The organism is Streptomyces sp. NPDC042346, from assembly GCF_055581845.1.
This window is the reverse complement of sequence record NZ_JBVJEH010000001.1, coordinates 262,661-282,639: the sequence shown is the minus strand read 5'-3', so window position 1 is coordinate 282,639 and position 19,979 is coordinate 262,661. Positions and strand designations below refer to the sequence as shown.

Sequence of the window (19,979 nt, the reverse complement as noted above, 5' to 3'; positions counted from 1 at the left end):
CGGTTCATACGAGGGAAACCCGCCAGAGGCAAACCGTTTCAGTATGAACACATGAACGAGCGAGCGTCTATCTCCGCGCGTAGATACGATTTCCCGCCACCTAGACTGAGGCCCATGGCGAAGTGGACACCGAAGCACGAGGCACCCGAGCCCCTCGAAGGGCCCGTCGTCGCCACCATCACCGGCGGCACGATCCTGTGGTTCGTCCTCTTCCTCGTCCAGGTGCCCTTCTACGGCTGGTTCGACGACCGGGACCTGACCTGGTGGGTGTGGACCTGCCTGGCCGGCGCCGGGCTCGGCCTGATCGGCATCTGGTACGTACGAGGGCGGGACGCGGCGCTCAAGCGGCACGCGGCGGCACGGGCGGCGGAGCCGACGGAGCAGGCGGAGTAGGCCGAGTAGGCGGAGCAGGCGGAGTCGACGGAGCAGGCGGAGCCGACCGAGTAGTCGGAGCCGACGGAGCAGGCCGAGTCGGCGGAGCAGGCGGAAGCCGCACGGACGGACCAGAACCCCGAGACGACCTCGGGCTCCTACCCCCAGGGGACGATTCCCCTCCTCCCCCGGTCTGATCTTCGCCCTGCTCGGCAGGTGAACGGCCCATTCCGGTCGTACCGTCGAAAACATGACTCAGCGGGCGAAGATCGACACGGGCGGCGGCGAGACCGAGGCGGTGGAACCCCCGGTCGTGCACCGCCCGGCCGGGCTCACCTCCGCCGAGGTCGCCGAGCGCGTCGCGCGCGGCGAGGTCAACGACGTACCCCTGCGCAGCTCCCGCTCGACCACCGACATCGTCCGCGCGAACGTCTTCACCCGCTTCAACGCCATCATCGGCGTGCTGTGGGTGATCATGTTCATCGTCGCGCCGATCCAGGACAGCCTCTTCGGCTTCGTGATCATCGCCAACACCGGCATCGGCATCATCCAGGAGCTCCGCGCCAAGAAGACCCTCGACGGGCTCGCCGTCATCGGCGAGGCGAAACCGACCGTCCGCCGCGACGGGGTCGCCGCCGAGCTCTCCACCTCCGAGATCGTCCTCGGCGACCTGATCGAGCTCGGACCCGGCGACAAGGTCGTCGTCGACGGCGTCGTCGCCGAGGCCGAGAGCCTGGAGATCGACGAATCGCTCCTCACCGGCGAGGCCGACCCGGTCGTGAAACAGCCCGGCGCCCCGGTCATGTCCGGCTCGTTCGTGGTCGCCGGCGGCGGCGCGTTCACCGCCACCAAGGTCGGCCGCGAGGCCTACGCCGCCCAGCTCGCCGAAGAGGCCTCCCGCTTCACCCTCGTCCACTCCGAGCTGCGCAGCGGCATCTCCACGATCCTCAAGTACGTGACGTGGATGATGATCCCGACCGCGATCGGACTGATCATCAGCCAGCTCGTCGTCAAGGACAACGACCTCAAGAACTCGATCGCCCGCACGGTCGGCGGCATCGTCCCGATGATCCCCGAGGGCCTCGTCCTCCTCACCTCCGTCGCCTTCGCGATCGGCGTGATCCGCCTCGGCCGCAAACAGTGCCTCGTCCAGGAACTCCCCGCGATCGAGGGCCTGGCCCGCGTCGACGTCGTCTGCCTCGACAAGACGGGCACGCTCACCGAGGGCGGCATGGACGTCACGGAGCTCCGTCCCCTCAACGGCTCGGACGAGGCGTACGTACGCAAGGTCCTCGGCTCCCTGGGCGAATCCGACCCGCGCCCGAACGCCTCCCTCCAGGCGATCATCGACGCCTACCCGGACTCGGTGGACTGGCGCTGCACGGAGTCCCTCCCCTTCTCCTCGGCGCGGAAGTACAGCGGCGCGGCCTTCAGCGAGGGCGACGGCGAGGACTCGACGTGGCTGCTCGGCGCCCCCGACGTCCTCCTCACGGCAGGGGACCCGACCCTCACCGAGATCGACCACCTCAACGAACAGGGCCTGCGGGTCCTCCTCCTCGCCCGTACGACCCGCGAACTCGACGACCCCGGGGTGGCCTCCGACGTCCGCCCGACCGCGCTCGTCGTCCTGGAGCAGCGGCTACGGCCGGACGCCGCCGACACCCTCGCCTACTTCGCCGACCAGAACGTCACCACGAAGATCATCTCGGGCGACAACGCGGTCTCGGTGGGCGCGGTGGCCGGGAAACTCGACATGCCGGGCGCCGAGAACACCGTCGACGCCCGCGAGCTCCCCACCGACCGGGAGGAGATGGCGAAGGTCCTCGACGAGAACGCGGTCTTCGGCCGGGTCAGCCCGCAGCAGAAGCGGGACATGGTGGCGGCGCTCCAGTCCCACGGCCACACGGTCGCGATGACGGGCGACGGCGTCAACGACGTCCTGGCCCTGAAGGACGCGGACATCGGCGTCTCGATGGGCTCGGGCTCGGAAGCGACCCGGGCCGTCGCCCAGATCGTCCTCCTGAACAACTCCTTCGCGACGCTCCCGTCGGTGGTCGGGGAAGGCCGCCGGGTCATCGGCAACATCACCCGCGTGGCCACCCTCTTCCTCACCAAGACGGTCTACTCGGTCCTCCTCGCCGTCCTGGTGGTCTGCTCGCAGGTCGAGTACCCCTTCCTCCCCCGCCACCTCACGCTCCTCTCCACCCTGACGATCGGCGTCCCCGCCTTCTTCCTCGCGCTCGCCCCCAACAAGGAACGGGCGAAGCCGCACTTCGTCCGCCGCGTCATGCGGTACGCGATCCCCGGCGGCGTCATCGCGGCGGCGGCCACCTTCACCACGTACCTCCTCGCCCGCCACCACTACAGCGGCGAGGGCGCCCTGGAGGCGGAGACCAGCGCGGCCACCCTCACCCTCTTCCTCGTCTCCATGTGGGTCCTCGCGATCATCGCCCGCCCCTACACCTGGTGGCGCGTCACCCTGGTCGCCACCATGGCCGGCGCCTTCCTCCTCGTCCTCGTCGTCCCCTGGCTCCAGGACTTCTTCGCACTGAAGCTGGTGGGCACGACGCTGCCGTGGGCGGCGGTCGTCATCGCGGCGGCGGGCGGGGCTCTGCTTGAGCTGTCCTACCGGTGGGTGAGCAAGAGGTTCCCTGTGTAGGTCACATCCGCCGCACCCTCAATACGGCGGTCAGCATCGGGAGGGTGAACTCGCCGTCGGCGGTTTCCGGCCTACGGGAAAGGAATGCGCGGATCCGGCCGAGCGCGGCCTCGCGTTCTTCTTCCGGCATGACCAGCATGCCCGCGCGCGTGGCGAGGGTCGCGACGAGGGAGTCGGCGGTACGGCGCTGCCCGTGCGGGAACGTGGCGCGCTGCGGCGAGCCGAACAGAGCGGGCGCGTCGGACTCACTCTTGACCCTGGGAAGGTGCATGTCCGCGGTCGCGGCCCGCCAACTGGCGGGCGTGTCACGCGGGCCGATGGCAGCGCTCCCGCTGACCCGCGCGAGCCCGGCCACCCACTCGGCCTGGTCGTCCATGACGTTCCACAGCCCGGCCAGGACCCCGCCGGGTGCGAGGACCCGGGAGATCTCGGGCCCTGCGACGGCCATGTCGAACCAGTGCATGGCGTTCCCGGCCAGCACGGCGTCGACGGACGCGTCCGGCAGCTGGATCGACTCGGCACTGCCCGGCAGGGCGCGGACGGCCGGCAGGGTGCGGCGCAGCTCGGCCAGCATCGCCGGGTCGGGCTCGACCGCGACGACGTCGGCACCGAGCGCGGCCAGCGTGGCGGTCAGCTTGCCGGTCCCGGCACCGAGATCGAGCACGCGCACCCCGGGCGCGGGCTCAAGCGCCCAACGCACGGCGTCCTGCGCGTAGTCCGGCCGATGCTCGGCGTACGCGGCTGCCGCGGCACCGAACGACGAGCTGTGAAGGAGCCGTTCGTCCATTTCCACGCGGCCACCCTAACGGCGCCGAATCCGCGCCACTACCCGACAGAAGGGGTGTCGCGCCCCACCGCGGCCCGACCGAGCGCGCCACGGCGGGGGCCAGGACCGGGGGGCCAGGACCGGAAGGGGAGAACGTCAGCGCGGCGCCACCCGCAGGGCTCTGGGGGCGGGAGTTTCCGGTGGGCTTCTGGTGGGACCGCCCTCTTTCCGAGAGTCGCAGCTTCCACCACCGCGTCAAGGGCAAGTCGGCTCCGCCGATGGCCTTCGGCCACCCTTGACCCGGCGCCGGAAGCTGCGCAACAACTCTCGGAGGGCGGTCCGGGGGCCGGAGTCGCCGGGGCCCCGGGCATCGGCCGGGGTTGCGTGAGCGAGTGGCGGGCCGGTGGGTGGGGGCTGGGCTTGCGGCGGGGGCGGGTGGGCACTTTCCGTCGGTTCGGGGTGCGCGGTTGTTGGATGGGGCAGTCGGGCTTGGCTTAGCGGGGGACGGCCGGTGGGTGGTCGGGATTCAGGCCCCGCTGGTCAATCTCGGTGGGGTGACGTCACCGGCCCGGAGTGGGATCGAGGACACACCCTGACCTACATGCTTCCTATCGTCAGTCCATGGCCACTTCCTCAGAGAACCCGACCGCATCCCCTTCCCTCGACGGCGAGCGCGGCGAGCTGCTCAGTGCGCTCGCGGAGCAGCGGGAGTTGCTGCTGATCACGGTGCGCGGCATCAGCGACGCTCAGGCCGCGCAGCGCACGACCGTGAGCGAACTGACCCTGGGCGGGATCGTCAAGCACCTCACTCGCGGCGAGCAGGTCTGGACGCAGATCATCGCCAAGGGGGACGGCGAGCTGCCGGAAGGCATGCTCGACATGGAGCAATACCGCATGGCCGACGGCGAGCGCATCGCCGAACTCCTGGAGGAGTACGCGGCGGCGGCGAAGACGACCGAAGCCGTCGTGTCCGCCCTGCCGGACCTGAACCGGCGCCTGCCACTCCCCCGGACACCGTGGTCTCCGCCGGAGACCGTCTACTGGTCCGTGCGACGGATCCTGCTCCACCTCATCAGGGAGACCGCCCAGCACTCCGGTCACGCGGACATCATCCGGGAGTCACTCGACGGAGCCAACACCACCGCCCAGCGGTAGTCGTCGACAAAACCTGCACTTCGACAGCCCGCGCCAGACCCCAATGGGTGAAATGCCCGTCTTGCGGCTGCCCCCCGGCCCCTTACTCGTAGTAATGCGCGGCTCGCCTGCCCCAACCCACCGGGAATGACCAGCCAGGCCTGAATCCCAGCCGAGGGACGGGTGTTCGCCGCCAAGCCTTGCCCCGCTGCCCCATTCAACGACCGCGCACCCCGAACCGACGGAAGGTGACCACTCGCCTCGGCCACTAACCGAGCCCCCACCCACCGGCCCGCCACCCGCTCATCCGACCCCGGCCGATGCCCGGGCCCCGGCGACTCCGGCCCCCGGACCGCCCTCCGAGAGTTGTTGCGCAGCTTCCGGCGCCGGGTCAAGGGTGGGCGCAGCCCATCGCGTAGCGACGCCGAAGGCGCCCTTGACGCGGTGCCGGAAGCTGCGACTCTCGGAAAGAGGGCGGTCCCACCAGAAGCCCGCCCGAAACCCCCGCACCTAGCGCCTCGGTCAGTCGAACCAGCGGTCCCTTGCCAGTTCCGCTGTCCTCGACGGGTCCTCCAGCAGGGCCGCCACCTCGAAGCGGCGGGGCCATTGGCCTGCCGACCAGGCCAGGCCGGCCGCTACGCCTTCCAGGGTGGAGGCGTGGAGGGTGCCGTCCGGCGTGACCCGCCAGTCCAGTTCCGTGCCCGCCGCGCGGAGTTCCTCGTGTTCGATGTACGAGGCGGGGGTGGCCGGGCCCAGGAGTTCGTGGACCGACGGCGGGACCTCGTGTTCCTCGCCGACCGTCGTCACCTCCGCCTCGAACGTCTCGCTCAGGCGCCGGACCTGGAGCAGTTCCGCCAGGTCCGCCGCCCTCGACGGGGCCACCGGGAGCAGCGGGGTGTCGCCCGTGAGGGGGAGGAGGTCCGGGGCGTCCGCCACCAGGGCCTCCGCCGCGTCCACCACCACCAGTTCGCCGTCCACCACCGCGCGCAGCTCGTCCGGGAGCGTGACCTGCTCCGGGTCCAGGTCCGCGAGGGCCGTGTAGAGGGCGTGCAGTTGGGGGGCCGTGACCTCGCGCTCCGGGTCCGCGAGGCGCGTCAGGAGTTCGGCCGCGCCGCCCGGTTCCTCCAGGAGCGCCGCGACCGACGTGCGGACGCCGAGCGCCCGCAGGACCTGCTCGTCGTCGAAGCCGGTCGCGTCGGCGGAGTCGTACAGGCCGGCGAGGAGGGGGTCCGAGCCCTCGGCCCGCAGGCCGGCCGGGCGGCGGCCGTCCAGGACCGGGTGGTCCCGGAGCCACCATGCCGTGTACGAGCGGACCGTCTCCGTCGTGCCGTCCGGGAGGAGGATCCGGACGGGTTGGGTCAGGGCGTCTCGCAGGGGCGGCTGCGCCAGGAGGGCCAGGGCCTGCGGCCAGGCGTCGTCGTCGACCAGGTCCAGGTCCCGTACCGCCACGATCTCCGTCGCCACCGGCGGCACCGGCGATTCCGGCAGGCGGTCCAGGACGTCCTCGCACCACACGTCGACCGCGTCGAGGAGACCGGCGTCGTCCGGCTCCGGGTAGTCGCTCTCCCGGGGCTCGACCTCGTCCGGGTCGAGGACCAGGTCCGTCGCGCGGACCAGGGCGAAGGTGGCCAGGACTCCACAGGCCGCGAGGGGCTGTTCGCCCCAGCGGCTCGCCAGGTCGGCGTCCACGTAGGCCAGTTCGTCCTCGCGCATCACCGCCGCGAAGGGCGAGCCCGGGAGGACCAGTTCGCCCGCCGGGGAGAGTTCGCCGTCCTCGTCAGGGAGGGCGAGCGCGCCGAGCCAGGGCTCCTCGCCCGGGTCCAGTTCCGCGTCCCGTACGAGGGCGAGGACCGTGTCCGCCAGTTCCTCCGCGTCGAGGGTGTCGGCGTCCTCGTCCCAGATCTCCCCCGCGTCGAGGGAGGCCGCGACCGCCGCCCTCACCTGCGGGGTCGTCAGGACCGCGCGGGGCGTGGCCGGCAGGGCGCCCAGCTTCTCCAGGAGCGGGTGCGCCGCTTCCGGGTGCGCCACCTTCAGGCCGAGGCGGGTCAGTTCGGCGGGGGTCCGGTCCTGCGGGAGCAGGACCTGGCGGGGGCCGATCGTCGTGCGGATCCGGACCGCCGCCTCGCCGGAGCCGGAGTGAGGGTCGGAGTCGGGGTCGGAGTCGGGGTCGGAGTCGGAGTCGGGGTCGGAGTCGGTCGCGAGCGGTACGGGGAGGCCCGTCAGGCGGTCCGGGTCGACGCCGGCGAGCGAGTCGTAGAGCCGCCACCACCACGTCGGGGCCCTGTCGACGCCCGCGAGCCGGTCGATCGCCTCCGTCAGGGGGACGCGGCCCACCCCGAGGGTGCGCAGTTCGGGGCGCCGCTCCAGGCCGGCCGGGAGGAGGGTCGGGAAGACCTCGGCGAGGACGTCGAGCGTCTCCGCGCCCGCGCCCTCCGCGACCTCCGCCTCGATCGGGCGGAGTGCCGGGAGTTCCTCGGAGGGGGCGGCCGGGGCCAGGAACGCGACCCGCGGCAGCCGGTCGAGGATCGCCTCGCGCAGCACCCCGTCGAGCGGGCCCTTGCCGAGCGGGCCGGGGACGAGGTCGAGGGTCGCGGTCGTCACCGGCTGCCAGTCGGCGAGGAGTTCGGCGTACGCGTCGGCCGCGCGCTGCACCAGGAAGTCGGTGAGCGGGCCGGGCGCCGGGTGGCGGCGCGCGGTGTCCAGCGGCAGGGAGGCGATGAGGAGGGCGGGGATGCCGAGCGGTTCGTCGGTGGGCGTCGGGGCGTGCACGACGGGTTCGGTACGGGGGTGGCGCGGGGCGCCCTCCGCGTCCACGGGTACGGCCCAGGTGACGGACCAGTGGGGGCGGAGGCGCTCCTCCACCGGGCGGTCCTTGAGGAGTCCGGCGTCGAGGGGCCCGGTGTGGGAGACGGTCCGCCAGCGGTGGGTGCCGGTGGCGGTGTCGTCGATGTGGACGTAACCGTCGTCCTCGGACCTGCGGAGGGTCCGTACGCCCTCGGCCGTCTCGACGACGATCTCCGCGAGGCCGGGGAGGGTGAGGAGCAGCGCGTCGTCGACCGATTCGAGGAGCCGTTCGGCCAGGTCGCGGGCGGCGGTGTCGCGCAGCGGGAGGACGACGACCGTGTCGTAGCCGTCGGGCGCGGTGCCCTCGGCGGGCAGCGGGAGGCGCAGGAGGGGTACGTGGCCGTCCCTGCGGCGCAGTTCGTCGCCGAGGCCCGGGCTGTACCGGGCGGACTCGGCGGCGAGTTCGCGGGCTTCGGCGAGGGACCAGCGGACGCCGCCGTGGCGGCCGAGGACGGCGGGTTCGTCGGTCACGGCGAGGACGGCGGCGAAGCCGACGCCGAAGCGGCCGACGGCGCCGGGGCCCTGCTCGCGCTTGGCGGAGGCGCGGAGCGTGGACAGCGACTCGGCGCCGGTGGCGTCGAGCGGGGCGCCGGTGTTGGCGGCGGCGAGGATCGCGGGGCTCTCGTCGTCGGCGGGGTGGAGGGTGAGGCGGAGGCGGCCGGTGACGCCGGCGCGGTGGGCGGCGTCGGCGGCGTTCTGGGCGAGTTCGACGACGAGCCGGTCGCGGTAGCCGCCGAGCGCGAGGTCCTCCTCGGCGTTGGCGTCCTCGCGGAACCGGGCGGGCGAGGCGCCCCAGGCGTCGAGCACTCCCCGCCGCAGCCGTGCGGTGCCGAAGGGATCGGTTCCGTCGGTCGTCGTCCGGACGCTGACGCTCACGTCTGACTCCACTCTGCGGGGCGCGGTGATCACGGGCCGATGGGGTGGTGATCACGGGCTGATGGGGTGGTGATCGGGTACTGGTCGGGTGGTGACACTGCCGGACCCGAAGGTCCGGGGCCCGAAAGGTACCGCGCTCCGCCCCACCCCGGCCGCCGGGGCACGTGCCGTCCCCGGGGCGCGCGGAAGCACATCCCGGGGAGGCCGCGAGGGTTACGAGTGGCCCAGGTCCTCGGAGGAGTCGTCGGGCTCGGTCGTCGAGCCGGAGTCCTTGGCCGGGCGGAGCGGGAAGACGTCCGCGGCCATCGAGTCGAGGACCGGGGGCGCCGGGCGCGGGGGCTTCGGCATGACCGCGGCCTCGGAGTGGCCGCCGCAGCCGTACGCGAGGGAGACGACCCGGCCGTCCGCCGGGGAGAACTCGTTGGCGCACACGCCGAAGGCCTGCTTCAGGGAGCCGGCGAGCGGCACCAGGAAGGCGCAGGAGTCGCAGGACGCGGGCGCGGCCTGCGCCATCGGCGTCTTGGCGCCGAAGCTCTCGTCCCAACGGTCCGCGGCCACGTGGAGGCCGTACCGGGAGAGGACCCGGGCGCGGCGCATGCCGAGCTCCTCGGCGACCGAGGCGATCGCGCCCCGCGAGGGGGTACGGGAGACGATCTCGGCGTCCTCGGCGTCGAGGTGGTCCGCCAGCTCCTCCGAGACCGCCGAGTTCGGCGGCGGCGCGTCCTCGCCCGAGTAGCCGGGCTCCAGGCGCAGGTCGTCCTGCTCGGTGGGCAGCAGGTCGCCCGGGCCCATGTCGCCGGGGCGGAGGCGCTCGCTCCACGGCACCCACTCGGGGGCGAGGAGGGCGTCGGCGCCGGGCAGCAGGACGGTTTCGTCAAGCGTGATGTTCTTGGCGCGGGAGGCGCGGGTGATCGTCACCGCCCAGCGCCAGCCGCGGTAGCCGGGCTCCTCGCACTCGAAGAAGTGCGTGACGACCCGGTCGCCCTCCGCGACGACCTCGACGTGTGCGCCCACCTTGCCGGGCGCGGCCGCCTCCTCGGCGGCCTCCCGCGCGAGGTCTACCGCCTCGACGCACAGGCGGTCGGGGGTACGCGTGGCTCGCGGGGTACGCGGGGCACCGCTTCGCGTCGTCGCAGCACTCACAGGTCTCGCTTCTCTCCTACGCCGTCTCACGGGTGCGCCGGCCGAGGGGCGAAAGCGAAGCCACGGGCGGCGGGCGGAGCGGACCAGGGGGCCGCATCGACGTCCGCACCCGACTTGCTCTCGCGTGTCTCGGGCACACCTATCGCCATCCATTCTGCGGGATGCCGAAGAGGCGCGCGGCCGAGAACTTCCGCCGGTGACGCGCTACGCACGCTACCCCGTTCGCGGGCCTCCGCCCACCTGCCCGCCTCAAGTGGCCCGGATCGCGGACGGCCGAGGGGAGCTGCGGGCCCCCTGGAGACGCGGATCGCGGGCCGTCAGAACTGGCTCATTAGCGACTCCGTACCCCTTCCGTACCTCCTCCGTTCGCCGCGCCACGGTTCGTGCGGCGCGCTGGTGGGGCACTATGACGGAGTGGCAGCCGCACGGTCTCCCGCACGATCCGAAGATCATGCCGGACCGCTCCGCCGAGCGGGCCGGTCGGTCGGACGCGCCTTGCACCTGCCCTTCACCGGGACCGCGAAGGGCATCCGGAAGGCCACCCACGCCCACGGAGCGGGCGAGTCGGGGCTCGGCAAACTGATCGAGCTGCACGCCGTGAACGGCGCCGGGGACGTCATGATCACCGTCGCCCTCGCCTCCACCGTCTTCTTCTCGGTGCCCACCGACGAGGCCCGCGGCCGCGTGGCGCTCTACCTCGCCGTCACCATGGCCCCCTTCGTCCTGCTCGCCCCGGTGATCGGCCCGCTCCTGGACCGCATCCCGCACGGCAGGCGCGCGGCGATGGCGGGCGCGATGCTGACCCGCGCGGTCCTCGCGATCATGATGTCGGGCGCGGTCACCACCGGCGGCCTGGAGCTGTACCCGGCGGCGCTGGGCGTCCTGGTCGCCTCGAAGGCGTACGGGGTGGTGCGCAGCGCGGTCGTCCCGCGCCTGCTCCCACCGAAGTTCTCGCTCGTGAAGGCGAACTCCCGGGTCACCCTCGCCGGGCTGCTCGCCACCGGGATCGCCGCGCCCATCGGGGCGGGGCTCCAGCTGCTCGGGCCCCGGTATCCGCTGTACGGGGCGTGTGCGCTGTTCGTGCTCGGCGCGTTCTGGGCGCTGCGGTTGCCGCCCAAGGTGGACTCGGCGAAGGGTGAACGGCGGGCGCACCTGCTGACTCACGGCGAGCGGAAGCCGAGTCTGCGGACGGTCGGCCCGTCCGTCCTGCACGGTCTGGAGGCGAACGCGGCGCAGCGCATGCTGTCGGGTTTCCTGATCTTCTTCCTGGCGTTCCTGCTGCGCGAGCATCCGCTGTCGGGGCAGAGCGCCGCCGTCTCCCTGGGGATCGTGGGTGTGGCGGCGGGCGTGGGGAACGCCTGCGGCACGGCCGCCGGCTCGCTCCTGCGCGACCGGGGCCACGGGCCCGAGGTGATCATCGCCACGATGATCAGCGTGGTGTGCGGTACGGCGATCTGCGCGGCGATCTTCTTCGGCGGGGCGATGGTCGCCGTCCTGGGCGCGGTCGCGGGCCTCACGCAGGCCCTGTCGAAGCTGTCGCTGGACGCGCTGATCCAGCGGGACGTGCCGGAGGTGGTGCGGACGTCGGCGTTCGCGCGCTCGGAGACGGCGCTGCAGATGGCGTGGGTGGTGGGCGGGGCGATCGGCATCGCCCTGCCGCTGAACGGCACGCTCGGCATGGCCGTGGCCGCCGGGATCCTCGCGCTGGGCGCGCTCCTCTCCGTCCGCGGCCTGCTCGGGGCGGCCCGCCGCCGCCAGGGCCCGCCGGGCCCACAGGGCCGCCCGAAGGCTCGGGTGGCGTAGGGAAGGGCGCGGTGTGGGCTCCGTACGGGCGCGGTGCGGGCTCGGTGTGGGCGCGGTGCGGGCTCGGTGTGAGCTCCGTGTGAGCTGCGTACGGGCGCGGTGCGGGCTCGGTGCGGGCGGCCTGCCGACGCGGTACGGACCCGCTGCGGGGGCTTCCGAGGGGTTCCCGCGGGGTCTCCCGAGGTCACGGAGCGGCGGCGCGCCGTACCCCCGCGTGGCGCGGGCGCGGCGGCCCGATAGCCTTCGGCTCATGACCGTTGCGTTCTTCTCCGGCTCGCGCCGCCGGGCCGCCGTCGCCCTCGGGGCCGTCTCCGCCGGGCTCCTCGTTCTCTCCGCCTGCGACAAGCCGACTCCGATCGCGACCGTCACGGTCGGGTCCGACTCGATCCACTCCGAGGCCGCCTGCTACAACGACGGCGACGCCATCAAGGAGTCGCAGATCCAGCAGTGCCTCAACAAGAAGGCCGAGAAGTCCATCACCGTGGCGATGGACGACAAGATCCGCTTCGGGGTCGACCCCGAGATCGCGGACAACGGCTGGACGATCTTCCTCGGCGGCCAGCAGGCCGAGCCCGAGCCGTACAAGAAGACGTACCGGACCATTCCGGCCAGCGCCTTCTTCTCCAGCCAGACCGGCGAGGCCACCGACAAGACCCAGGTGACCATCGTCGAGAACACCGGCAAGAAGCTGACCGGTATCTGGCACTTCCAGCTGAAGAAGGAATCCTGATCCGCCGGTGGTCCACCGGATCCTGATCGTGACGGCCGTGGCGGCGGAGGCCGACTCCGTCGCCGCCGGCCTCGGTCCTGACGCCCCGGACACCGCCCCGGAGCACGCCCGGGACACCGCCCGGGACACCGCCTGGGAGCCCCTGGCGCTCCCTGGTGGCCTCACCCTGCGCCGCCACGCCGACGGAGTGGATCTCCTCGTCGGCGGGGTCGGCCCGGCGGCCGTGGCCGCCGCGACGGGTACGGCACTGGCGTACGCCTCGCTGGCGGACGCCGCCGCCCCCTACGACCTCGTCGTCTCCGCCGGAATCGCCGGCGGATTCGCGCCCCACGCCCCGATCGGCACCGTCGTCGTCTCCGCGGCGATCGTCGCCGCCGACCTCGGCGCGGAGACCCCGGACGGGTACCTCGCCGTCGAGGAGCTCGGCTTCGGACGGTCCGCGCACCCCGTACCGCCCGCCCTGACCGGCCCCCTCGCCGCCGCGCTGCGCGCCGGCGGCCGGCCGCACACCGTCGCACCCGTCCTCACCGTCTCCACCGTCACCGGCACCGCCGGCCGCGCCGCCGAGCTGGCAGGCCGCCACCCGACGGCCGCCGCCGAGGCGATGGAGGGCTTCGGCGTCGCCGAGGCCGCCGCCGCGTACGGCGTGCCCGTCGTCGAGATCCGGTCCGTGTCGAACGCCGTCGGCCCGCGCGACCGCGCCGCCTGGCGCATCGGCGAGGCCCTGGACTCCCTCCGGCGGGCGTTCTCGCTGCTGGGGCCCGCTTTCTCCCTGGATTTCTCCCTGGAGGCGAAGTGAAACTGAAGATCGCTTACTCGCCCTGCCCGAACGACACCTTCGTCTTCGACGCCTGGGCCCACGGCCGCGTCCCGGACGCCCCCCGGCTCGACGTGACCTTCGCCGACATCGACGTCACCAACGGCTGGGCGGAGGGCGACGCCGACGACCATGACGTCCTGAAGGTCTCGTACGCCGTCCTGCCGTGGATCCTCGACGAGTACGCGCTGCTGCCCTGCGGCGGCGCCCTCGGCCGGGGCTGCGGGCCGCTCGTGCTGACGAGGGACGCCGGGACCGGGGCCGACCTCGCCGGGAAGACGGTCGCCGTGCCGAGCGAGCGCTCGACCGCGTACCTCCTCTTCCGGCTCTGGGCGGCCGAGACCGTACCGGGAGGCGTCGGGAACGTCGTCGTCATGCCGTTCCACGAGATCATGCCCGCCGTCCGCGACGGCAAGGTCGACGCGGGGCTCGTCATCCACGAGGCCCGCTTCACCTACCAGGACTACGGCCTGCACTGCCTCGCCGACATGGGCGAGCACTGGGAGGCCACGACCGGGCTGCCGATCCCGCTCGGCGCGATCGTCGCCCGCCGCTCCCTCGGCGAGGAGACCCTGCGGCTGCTCGCCGAGTCGGCCCGCACATCCGTGCGGATGGCCTGGGACGACCCGACGGCCTCACGGCCGTACGTCCTGGAGCACGCCCAGGAGATGGACCCGAAGGTCGCCGACCAGCACATCGGCCTCTACGTGAACGAGTTCACGGCCGACCTGGGCGAGCACGGCTACGCGGCGGTCCGCGGGCTGCTCACCCGCGCCGCGGCCGAGGGACTCGTACCGCCCCTCGGCCCGGACGCGCTCGCGTTCCCGTAGCCGTGGCCTGAGCTGTGGCTGTGGCCGTGGCTGTGGCCTGAGCTGTGGCCGTAGCCGTAACCGTGGCCGGTGCGGATCAGACGTCGAGCTGGTCGGCGACCGCGCGCAGCAGGCCCGCGATCTTCTTGCCCTGGGTCTTCTCCGGGTACCGGCCGCGCTCCAGGGCCGGCGTGATGTTCTCCAGGAGCGTCGTCAGGTCCTGCACGATGGACGCCAGTTCGTCGGGCTTACGGCGCTGCGCGGCGGCGACGGACGGGGTCGGGTCGAGGATCGTCACGGAAAGCGCCTGGTCGCCGCGCTGACCGGCGACGACACCGAATTCGACCCGCTGGCCAGGCTTCAGTGCGTCGACTCCGGCAGGGAGCACCGACGAGTGCACGAAGACGTCGCCGCCGTCGTCGCGGGAGAGAAAGCCGAAGCCCTTCTCGCTGTTGAACCATTTGACCTTGCCGGTAGGCACGTCTGTCCTCGTCCTCGTACTCGTCGCTGGGGCTGACATGGGCTGTCATGGGCTGTCATGGGTACGGCAAACGGCGGGTCGCCCGACCCGCCGGCACCAGGCTAGTGCTCCGGGGGCCGCTGACAAGACGCTGCCGGAGCGGCCGCCGAAGTGTTCGTCCGGCCTGGGAACTACCCTGACTGGATGCGTAGTGAAACCCCTGCCGTGCCGGTGAACGACAGCGCCCCGGGTGACGGCCTCGTCAAGGTCGGTGTCGTGCTCTTCGCCGTCGGTGCGGTGGCGACGCTGGTCACGGTGGCTCCGCTGTTCCTGGGGACCGAGCCGTTCCCCACCGTCGCGTACACCGTCTCCATGCTCATGGGCGTCGGATTCGCCGTCGCCGCCGCCGGAGTGCTGCGGTCCATCGCGGCCCAGCGGCGGCAGGCCCGGCAGGGTGCGGCCGCAGCCGCTCAGGCGCGGTAGGTCTCCAGCCACGGACGGAAGTCCGTCAGGTCCGTGAGGACCACGTCCGCGCCCGCCGCGCGGAGCTCTTCGGGGGCGCAGGGGCCGGTCGCCACGGCCACCGCGACGGCGCCCGCCGTGGCGGCGCCGCGGACGTCGCCGACGTGGTCGCCGACGTACACCTGGGCGCCGTGGGCGCGCAGGGCCTCCGCCTTGCCCTCGGCCCAGAGGCCGCCGACGACCGCGTCCGGCTCGATGCCGAGGTGCGCGAGGTGCAGCTCGGCGTGCGGGCCGTTCTTGGCGGTGACGACGATCGTGCGGCCGCCCGCGTCGCGCACGGCCTGGATCGCGTCCCGGGCGCCCGGCATCGGGTGCGAGGGCTCGATCGCGTACAGCGGGTAGAACTCCCTGTAGCGGGCCACCATCTCCGTGACCTGCTCCTCGGGGAACCAATGCGCCATCTCGTGTTCGAGGGGCGGGCCGAGGCGGGAGACGACGAGGTCGGCGTCGATCTCGGCGCCGGTGTCGGCCGCGAAGGCCTCGAAGGCGGCCTTGATGCCGGGGCGGCTGTCGATCAGCGTCAGGTCGAGGTCGAAGCCGACGGTGAGCGGGGTCGGGGTGGGGGTGGGGGTGGGGGACGAGGCCGGGGCCGGTGACGAGGCCGGGGACGGGTCCGGGGCGGGCTGCTGGGGCGTCTGCGGAGGCGTCATGGGGCCATTGTCGGCGAGCTTCGGGTCCAGGCGTTCGAATATTGGGTGCTGCTTACACTGAGGCGAGCCTTACCGAACCTCGCAAGGTCGCAAGCCCGCACTTCCGCCGATGGGTCCCGCATGCCAGCCGCTTTCCCCTCCAGACGGGTCCTCGCGACCTCGGCGGCTGTCGTCGCCCTGCTGCTCGCCGTCCTCCTCAGCCTCGCCGTGGGCGCCCGCGCCATCGCCCCGTCGACCGTCTTCGACGCCCTGCTGCACGGCGCCACCGGCGACGACGCCGAGGTCGTACGGGAGCTCCGCGTCCCCCGCACCCTCATCGGGCTGATGGTTGGCGTCGCGCTCGCCCTCGCCGGCACCGCGCTCCAGGGCATCACCCGCAACCCGATCGCCGACCCCGGCATCCTCGGCATCAGCCAGGGCTCGTCGGTGGCCGTCGTCCTCGCCATCGCCTTCCTCGGCGTGCACGACCTGAGCGGGTACGTGTGGTTCGCCTTCGGCGGCGCCGCGCTCGCCTCCGTCGCCGTCTACGCGATCGCCTCCGGCGGGCGCGGCGGCGCCACACCCGTGAAGCTCGCGCTCGGCGGGGCCGCGATCAACGCGCTGCTGCTCTCCGTCACCACCGGCATCCTCACGACCCGGGCCTCGGCGCTCGACGAGTTCCGGTTCTGGCAGATCGGCTCCCTCGACGGCCGCGACACCGAGATCGTCGGCCAGATCTGGCCCTTCCTGCTGATCGGCGCGGTCCTCGTGCTGTCCGTGGCGCGCGGCCTCGACGCGCTCGCGCTCGGCGAGGACGTGGCGAAGGGGCTCGGGCAGCGGGTCGCGACCGTGCGGATCGTCGGCGGTCTCGGCGGGACCGTCCTGACCGGCGCAGCCGTCGCCGCCGCCGGGCCCGTCGCCTTCGTCGGCCTCGCCGTACCGCACATCGCGCGGGCCGTCGTCGGCTCCGACCACCGCTGGGTCCTGCCCATGGCCGCGCTGATCGGGCCGGTGATGCTGCTCGTCGCGGACGTCGCCGGACGGATCCTCTTCCCGCCGGGCGAGGTGCCCGCCGGAGTGATGACCGCGCTGATCGGGGTGCCGTTCCTGGTCACCCTGGTGCGGCGGAAGGCGGTGCCCGCGTGAGTACGACGCTCTCCCGTCCGCCCGCCGGTCCGCGGTCCCGTACGGGGTCCCGTACGCGGCCCGCCGGGTACGGGCTCGTGCGCGCCGGGCGGGGGTCCTTCCTCGTCCATCGGCGCTCGGCCCTCGTCGCCTGCGGCCTCCTGCTGCTCCTGGCCGCCGCCTCCGTCGCGTACCTCTGCGTCGGCGAGCGGTTCGTCGGCCCCTCGGAGGTCGTACGGATCCTCCTCGGCGAGCCGTCGCCGTCGGCGTTCGTCGTGGCGGAGCTGCGCGAGCCGCGGCTCGTCGTCGCCCTCGCCGTCGGCGCCGCCTTCGGGATCGCCGGCGCGCTCATCCAGACCGTCGCCCGCAACCCGCTCGCCAGCCCCGACATCATCGGCATCAGCCAGGGCGCCGGGGCCGTCACCGTCGCCGCGATGACCTTCGGCATCGGCTCGTACACCGTGCTGCCGTACCTCTCGATCGCGGGCGGAATCCTCGCCGCCGCGCTCGTGTACGTGTTCGCCTGGCGCGGCGGGCTGCACGCGACGCGGTTCGTCCTCATCGGGATCGGGTTCGCGATCGCGCTGCGGTCCCTCACCACCCTCTTCATGACGAAGGGCGACTACCTCGTCGCCCAGCAGGCCCAGATCTGGATGACCGGCTCCCTCAACGGGCGGGGCTGGGACGAGTCCGCGCCGATCCGCTGGACGCTGCTCCTGATGCTGCCGGCCGTGCTGTGGGCCGCCCGCGCCCAGCGGACGGTCTCCCTCGACGACGACACGGCGACCGCCCTCGGCGTACGGCTCGGCCGGGTCCGCCTCGGGCTCGTCGCCGTCGGCGTCGTCCTCGCCTCCGTGGCGACGGGCGTCGCGGGACCGGTCGACTTCGTGGCCCTGCTCGCCCCGCAGATCGCCCGCCGCATGACGCGGACCGCGCAGATCCCGCTGCTCTGCTCGGCGCTCACGGGCGCGGTGATCGTGGTCGTCGCCGACCTGCTCGCCAGGCGGCTCCTCTCCCCCGTCGAACTGCCCGTGGGTGTCCTCACGGCGGCGGTCGGCGCCCCGTACCTGATCTGGCTCATCGTCCGGAGCCGAACGGAAGGCAAGGCATGACGAGCACGAGCACGGGTACGGGCACGGGTACGGGCACGGGTACGAGTTCGAGCGGAGGCGGAGGCGCAGGCACCGGCACCGGCACCGGCACCGGCACCGGCAGGCTGACCGCGCGCGGGCTGACCCTCGCCTACGAGGACCGCACCGTCGTGCACGAGCTCGACCTCGCGATCCCCGACGGCAAGGTGACCGTGATCGTCGGCCCCAACGCCTGCGGCAAGTCCACCACCCTCCGCGCGCTCGGCCGGCTCCTCAAGCCGGCCGGCGGCGCCGTCCTCCTCGACGGCGAGGAGCTCGCCAAGCTCCCCACGAAGCGGATCGCCCGCTCCATCGGGCTCCTTCCGCAGACACCCGTCGCGCCGGAGGCGATCACCGTCGCCGACCTCGTCTCCCGGGGCCGCCAGCCGCACCAGGCCTGGTGGAAGCAGTGGTCGGAGGAGGACGAGCGGGCGGTGACCGACGCCATGGCGCGTACGGACGTGGCCGCGCTCGCCGACCGGTCCGTCGACGCGCTCTCGGGCGGCCAGCGGCAGCGGGTGTGGATCGCGATGGCGCTCGCGCAGGAGACCGACCTGCTCCTCCTCGACGAGCCCACCACCTACCTGGACATCTCCCACCAGGTGGAGGTCCTCGACCTGGTCCGCCGCCTCAACCGGCTGCGCGAGCGGACCGTCGTCCTCGTCCTGCACGACCTCAACCAGGCCGCCCGGTACGCCGACCACCTCGTCGCCATGAAGGCCGGCCGGGTGGTCGCGGAGGGCCCGCCGGCCGAGATCGTGACGGCGGAGCTCGTACGGGACGTCTTCGGCCTGGAGTCGGTCGTCGTCCCGGACCCGGTCACGGGCTCGCCGCTGGTGGTACCGGGGGCGCCCTGGCAGGAGGAGACGGAGGCGTAGCTCCGACTGAGCGGGCTCGGCCGGCTGAGCGGGCTCGGTCGGCTCGGCCAGCGCGCTCGGCTCGGTCGGCCCAGCAGACTCGGCAGGCTCAGTGCTTGCGGGAGCGCCAGAGCAGGAAGAGCGCCGAGGCGACCGCCGCGCCCCGCAGCACCCAGGGCCAGGTCTCGGCGATCGCCGCGCTCATCGCGGGGCCGCCCGGGGCCACGGCCTCGCCCCAGCGGCCCTCGACCCTGCCCCACAGCCAGACGACACCGGCCGCGGCGGAGAGTCCGGGGACGACGAGGACGGCGCCCTTGACCTCTCCGGGGGTCAGCCGGCGGGAGGCGTACGCGAGGAGCCAGCCGACGGCGAGCGCCACGAGCGAGCCGAAGACGGCACCGCCGAGGAGGAGCAGCGCGGCGAGCAGGACGAAGGGGTTCGCGAGCCGGGGGCGGGCGGGGGCGGCCTTCGCCTCGTCCGGCTCCTCGGTCTCCGCCGGCTCCGGGTCGAGGACCGTCTTCCGCCGCAGGACGACGCGGGCGATCCGGCGCCACCGGCCGGGGGCGCCGTCCTCGTCCCCGTACTCCTCGGCCTCCTCGTCGGCCTCGGGGGCCGGGGGCTCGAAGAGGTCCGGCCGCTCGATGCCGCCGACGAAACCGGGAAGTCCCTCGGTCACGTCGACGTCGGTGGCGCGGGTGGCGTCGGTCCGCCACCAGTCCGGGTCCAGGCCGCCGCTGTCGCGGGGCGGGGGCGGGGAGGGCGGGGCGGAGGGTGTCACGGACGGCTTGGCGGAGGGCTTCGCGAGCTTGGCGGGCCTGGCAGGCTTCGCGAGCTTGGCGGACTTCCCGGATCGCGGGGACGGCACCGGCGTCCCACCGGCCCCACGGGTCCGACTGGTCGCACCGAGCCCACCGGCTCTACCGGTCCCGCCGGTCCCAGGGGTCCCACGGGTCCCACCAGTCCCGCCAGCCCCACCGGTCCCGCCGGGGCCCCCAGCCCCATCGGTCCCACCAGCCCCACCCGTCCCGCCCGGCGTGTCGTCCGCCCGTTGCACCACCTCGTCCGGGGTGCCCAGCGCGCCGAGGATGCCCTGGACCGCCGCCGGGGACTCCTCGCCGTACGTGGCGCGCCGCCGGTCGATCTCGTTCCGCAGCGTCGACACCAGCCGCGCCCGGTCGTCCGCCGGCAGCTGCCGCTGGTGTGCCAGATCGCCGACCCGGCTCAGATAGTCGTAGACCAACTGGTCGCTCTCGATCCCCACAGTGCCCCTCCACGGCCGGTTCGCCCGGTACGCCCCGACGTT

Annotated in this window: 17 protein-coding genes; 11 read left to right on the top strand and 6 right to left on the bottom strand. The window is 73.4% G+C overall.

What is annotated here, in order from left to right; genetic code table 11:
- Positions 1-114 precede the first annotated feature (114 nt).
- Together ACZ6K0_RS01380 and ACZ6K0_RS01375 are read left to right on the top strand one after the other, a co-directional pair.
- Positions 115-393, top strand: coding sequence for a DUF2530 domain-containing protein (locus ACZ6K0_RS01380; protein WP_469229115.1), 279 nt, complete (start codon positions 115-117; stop codon positions 391-393).
- Positions 394-622: 229 nt separating this feature from the next.
- On the top strand, positions 623-3,031 hold the full coding sequence (locus tag ACZ6K0_RS01375; RefSeq protein ID WP_469229114.1) for an HAD-IC family P-type ATPase: 2,409 nt from the start codon (positions 623-625) through the stop codon (positions 3,029-3,031).
- Between the two features lies 1 nt (position 3,032).
- Here ACZ6K0_RS01375 and ACZ6K0_RS01370 read toward each other — a convergent pair whose 3' ends face one another.
- A complete protein-coding gene (locus ACZ6K0_RS01370) occupies positions 3,033-3,818 on the bottom strand; it encodes a class I SAM-dependent methyltransferase (RefSeq protein ID WP_469229663.1) in 786 nt (261 codons plus the stop codon).
- A 600-nt stretch (positions 3,819-4,418) separates the two neighbouring features.
- On the opposite strand from ACZ6K0_RS01370, the gene ACZ6K0_RS01365 reads away from it, so the two are divergent.
- On the top strand, positions 4,419-4,952 hold the full coding sequence (locus ACZ6K0_RS01365) for a DinB family protein (protein WP_469229112.1): 534 nt from the start codon (positions 4,419-4,421) through the stop codon (positions 4,950-4,952).
- A gap of 501 nt (positions 4,953-5,453) precedes the next feature.
- Here ACZ6K0_RS01365 and ACZ6K0_RS01360 read toward each other — a convergent pair.
- Positions 5,454-8,663, bottom strand: a complete 3,210-nt coding sequence (locus ACZ6K0_RS01360) for a sacsin N-terminal ATP-binding-like domain-containing protein (protein WP_469229661.1) — start codon at positions 8,661-8,663, stop codon at positions 5,454-5,456.
- 201 nt (positions 8,664-8,864) lie between these two features.
- Positions 8,865-9,794 carry a DUF3027 domain-containing protein gene (locus ACZ6K0_RS01355; protein ID WP_376395977.1) on the bottom strand — a complete coding sequence of 310 codons (930 nt, stop codon included), beginning with the start codon at positions 9,792-9,794 and terminating at the stop codon, positions 8,865-8,867.
- A gap of 414 nt (positions 9,795-10,208) precedes the next feature.
- Here ACZ6K0_RS01355 and ACZ6K0_RS01350 point away from each other — a divergent pair, with 414 nt between their 5' ends.
- The 4 genes from ACZ6K0_RS01350 (at position 10,209) to ACZ6K0_RS01335 (ending at position 13,974) form a co-directional block, all read left to right on the top strand.
- Positions 10,209-11,597 (top strand): MFS transporter, encoded by a 1,389-nt coding sequence (locus ACZ6K0_RS01350; protein ID WP_376395974.1) that lies wholly within the window; start codon positions 10,209-10,211, stop codon positions 11,595-11,597.
- 250 nt (positions 11,598-11,847) lie between these two features.
- Positions 11,848-12,327, top strand: a complete 480-nt coding sequence (locus ACZ6K0_RS01345; RefSeq protein WP_359671183.1) for a DUF2771 domain-containing protein — start codon at positions 11,848-11,850, stop codon at positions 12,325-12,327.
- Between the two features lie 7 nt (positions 12,328-12,334).
- Positions 12,335-13,126, top strand: coding sequence for a futalosine hydrolase (locus ACZ6K0_RS01340; protein ID WP_469229111.1), 792 nt, complete (start codon positions 12,335-12,337; stop codon positions 13,124-13,126).
- The gene (locus ACZ6K0_RS01335; RefSeq protein WP_469229109.1) at positions 13,123-13,974 is read left to right on the top strand and encodes a 1,4-dihydroxy-6-naphthoate synthase; all 852 of its coding nucleotides are present in this window, start codon (positions 13,123-13,125) and stop codon (positions 13,972-13,974) included. The genes ACZ6K0_RS01340 and ACZ6K0_RS01335 overlap by 4 nt, the downstream gene beginning before the upstream one ends.
- 76 nt (positions 13,975-14,050) lie before the next feature.
- Here ACZ6K0_RS01335 and ACZ6K0_RS01330 read toward each other — a convergent pair whose 3' ends face one another.
- Positions 14,051-14,434, bottom strand: a complete 384-nt coding sequence (locus tag ACZ6K0_RS01330; RefSeq protein ID WP_376395963.1) for a cold-shock protein — start codon at positions 14,432-14,434, stop codon at positions 14,051-14,053.
- Positions 14,435-14,617: 183 nt separating this feature from the next.
- Between ACZ6K0_RS01330 and ACZ6K0_RS01325 the strand changes: the two genes are divergently transcribed.
- Positions 14,618-14,896, top strand: a complete 279-nt coding sequence (locus ACZ6K0_RS01325; RefSeq protein WP_376395960.1) for a hypothetical protein — start codon at positions 14,618-14,620, stop codon at positions 14,894-14,896.
- On the opposite strand, the gene ACZ6K0_RS01320 is transcribed toward ACZ6K0_RS01325, so the two are convergent.
- Positions 14,884-15,585, bottom strand: coding sequence for an HAD family hydrolase (locus ACZ6K0_RS01320; RefSeq protein ID WP_469229107.1), 702 nt, complete (start codon positions 15,583-15,585; stop codon positions 14,884-14,886). The two genes, ACZ6K0_RS01325 and ACZ6K0_RS01320, sit on opposite strands and share 13 nt — an antisense overlap.
- A 120-nt stretch (positions 15,586-15,705) precedes the next feature.
- On the opposite strand from ACZ6K0_RS01320, the gene ACZ6K0_RS01315 reads away from it, so the two are divergent.
- The 3 genes from ACZ6K0_RS01315 to ACZ6K0_RS01305 are packed head-to-tail and all read left to right on the top strand — an operon-like array spanning position 15,706 to position 18,697.
- Positions 15,706-16,710, top strand: coding sequence for a FecCD family ABC transporter permease (locus ACZ6K0_RS01315; RefSeq protein ID WP_469229105.1), 1,005 nt, complete (start codon positions 15,706-15,708; stop codon positions 16,708-16,710).
- Positions 16,707-17,801: a FecCD family ABC transporter permease gene (locus tag ACZ6K0_RS01310; protein ID WP_376395950.1), complete on the top strand. Its 1,095-nt coding sequence runs from the start codon at positions 16,707-16,709 to the stop codon at positions 17,799-17,801. The genes ACZ6K0_RS01315 and ACZ6K0_RS01310 overlap by 4 nt, the downstream gene beginning before the upstream one ends.
- Complete coding sequence (locus tag ACZ6K0_RS01305) at positions 17,798-18,697, top strand: ABC transporter ATP-binding protein (protein WP_469229103.1); 900 nt, start codon at positions 17,798-17,800, stop codon at positions 18,695-18,697. Before ACZ6K0_RS01310 ends, ACZ6K0_RS01305 begins: the two co-directional genes overlap by 4 nt.
- An 88-nt stretch (positions 18,698-18,785) precedes the next feature.
- Here ACZ6K0_RS01305 and ACZ6K0_RS01300 read toward each other — a convergent pair whose 3' ends face one another.
- On the bottom strand, positions 18,786-19,937 hold the full coding sequence (locus tag ACZ6K0_RS01300; RefSeq protein WP_469229102.1) for a hypothetical protein: 1,152 nt from the start codon (positions 19,935-19,937) through the stop codon (positions 18,786-18,788).
- Positions 19,938-19,979: the final 42 nt, after the last annotated feature.